This is a genomic window from Acidobacteriota bacterium (assembly GCA_039030395.1).
Lineage (GTDB): Bacteria > Acidobacteriota > Thermoanaerobaculia > Multivoradales > JBCCEF01 > JBCCEF01.
The window spans coordinates 1-2,375 of record JBCCEF010000057.1 but is presented as its reverse complement, the minus strand read 5'-3'; the positions used below and the strand labels follow the sequence as shown (position 1 = coordinate 2,375).

Annotated in this window: 1 protein-coding gene; it reads left to right on the top strand. The window is 69.9% G+C overall.

The features are described from left to right. A partial coding sequence (locus tag AAF481_20425) for a condensation domain-containing protein (GenBank protein MEM7483532.1) occupies nt 1-2,375 on the top strand: 2,375 nt, incomplete at both ends.

The following is a 2,375-nucleotide window of genomic DNA, read 5'->3' as shown; positions in this document are numbered from 1 at the left end:
CTTGCTGCGCGATCTGTGGACGCCGCTCGCCCTCGGTGCCCACCTCTCGATCCCCTCGTCACGAGTCCTCGGCGAACCCGCCGAGCTCTTCGCCTGGATGCAGCAGGAAGAGCTGACGACCCTCCATCTGACGCCGTCGCGCGCCAGCTTCTTGGCTTCCGGCGCCGCCGCCGACGCGAGCCTGCCGACGATCCGCTGGGTCCTCTTCGGCGGCGAGCCCCTGAGCTACCGCCAAGCCGCCGAGCTGCGTCACCTGGCGCCGAAAGCGCGCCGTTTCAACGTCTACGGTACGACCGAAACGCCTCAGGTCATGGCCTGCCACGAGATCGATGGCGACGCGGCCGCGCGGGGCGGTGCCGAACGGACTGGTGCCGAACGTGACGACGGCGGCCGGGTCCCCCTGGGCCGGGGCCGGGATGGCGTCGACCTGTTGATCCTCGGCCCCGGCGACAACGTCCGCGGTGTCGGCGAGCTGGGCGAGATCTGCATCCGCAGCCCCTACCTGGCGCGGGGCTACCTGGGAGATCCCGAGCTCACCCGGGAGCGCTTCACCGATCCGTTCGCTGCCGGTCGGGACGACGACGTACGCTTCTACCGCACCGGGGATCTCGGGCGCTACCGTCCGGACGGCAGCGTCGAGATCGCCGGGCGGACGGACCTACAGGTGAAGGTCCGCGGCGTACGGGTGGAGCCAGAGGAGATCGAAGCACAGCTCACCCGTCTCGACGCGATCCGGGCGGCGGCGGTGGTTGCCGCAAGAGACCGGCTCGTCGCGTTCTGCGAGACGGACCCACCGTTGGACGGCGAGACGGTCCGCCAGGCGCTCGCCCGACGTCTGCCCGAGGCTCTGGTACCGGACACCTTCCGCCGCCTCGACGCCCTGCCCCTGACGCCGAACGGCAAGATCGATCGGGCGGCCCTGGAGCGGCTCGCCCTCGAAAGCGCCCCTCCGGCCGATGCCGTCGAGCCCTCCTTCGCGACAGCGCACGGTGAGCGGCAACCCACAGAGGAGCTCCTGGCGGCCATCTGGTCCGATGTCCTGGGAACGCAGAGGATCGCGCCCGACGACAGCTTTTTCAGTCTCGGCGGCCATTCGCTGGTCGCCAGTCGGGTCGTGGCGCAAGTGCGGGATCGTTTCGGCGTCGAGCTGCCCCTGCGACAGATCTTCGAGACGCCGCGTCTGAACGAGCTGGCAACCAAGATCGAGAGCCTGCGTGACGATCGCGGGGCCCTCGCAACACCGCCCCTGGAAAGCCTGCCGCGCGGTGCGGACGGCCTGCCGCAAGTCGCCGTGCCGCTCTCCTTTGCCCAGGAGCGGCTGTGGTTTCTCGACCAGCTCGACCCCGGCAGCGGCGCCTACAACATGCCCGCGGCCGTCGAGCTGGTGGGAACGGTCGATGTCGCCGCACTGCGGACCGGTCTCGCCACGGTGGTCCGGCGCCACGAATCTTTGCGCACCACCTTCCACGTTGAAGGAGAAGGGGGCCATCCGGTGCAGGTGATCGCGCCGCCGAGCCCGCCAGCGCTGCCGATCGTCGACTTGGCGGTGCTCGCCCCAACCGATCGGCGCCGCGAAGCGCGCCAGCTGGCAACGGCGGAGGCCCAGGCCCCGTTCGATCTCCAGCGCGGTCCGCTGCTGCGCGCTCGCTTACTGCGTCTCGCCAAGACAGACAGTGCGGCGACAGACAGCGACGCTCGGCACGCCTTGCTGCTAACCCAGCACCACACGGTCTCCGACGGCTGGTCGACAGGCATCTTGGTACACGAGATCGCGACCGCCTATGCCGCCGCGGTCGCCGGCAGGGCGCCGGCGTTGCCGCCTTTACCGGTGCAGTACGCCGACTACGCCGCCTGGCAGCGCGGCTGGCTCGACCAAGCCACGGTGGAAGGCCAGCTCGCCTTCTGGCGCGAGAGCCTCGCCGGCGCGCCGCCACTGCTCGAGCTACCCACCGACCGGCCGCGAACCCAGCGGGTCGGCGACCGCGGTGGTGAACGCCATCGACGGCTTGATGAGCGCCTCACCTCGCGACTCGAAGGGCTCGTGCAGCAAGAGGGGGCAACACTATTCATGGTGTTGCTGGCGGCCTTCCAGAGCCTCCTCCATCGAGCGAGTGGCCAGGACGACGTGGTCGTCGGTGTGCCGATCGCCGGACGTCCGCGACGCGAGCTTGAGGGCCTCATCGGCTTTCTCACCAACACCCTCGTCTTCCGCGGCCGCCCGACCGCGGATCCGTTCTTCGACCGTTTCCTCGCCGCAACCCGCGAGACCGCCCTCGATGTCTTCGCCCATCAGCAGCTACCGTTCGAGAAGCTGGTGGAGGCCCTGAGCCCGGAGCGTCACCTCGGGACCTCGCCGCTCTTTCAGGTGATCTTCG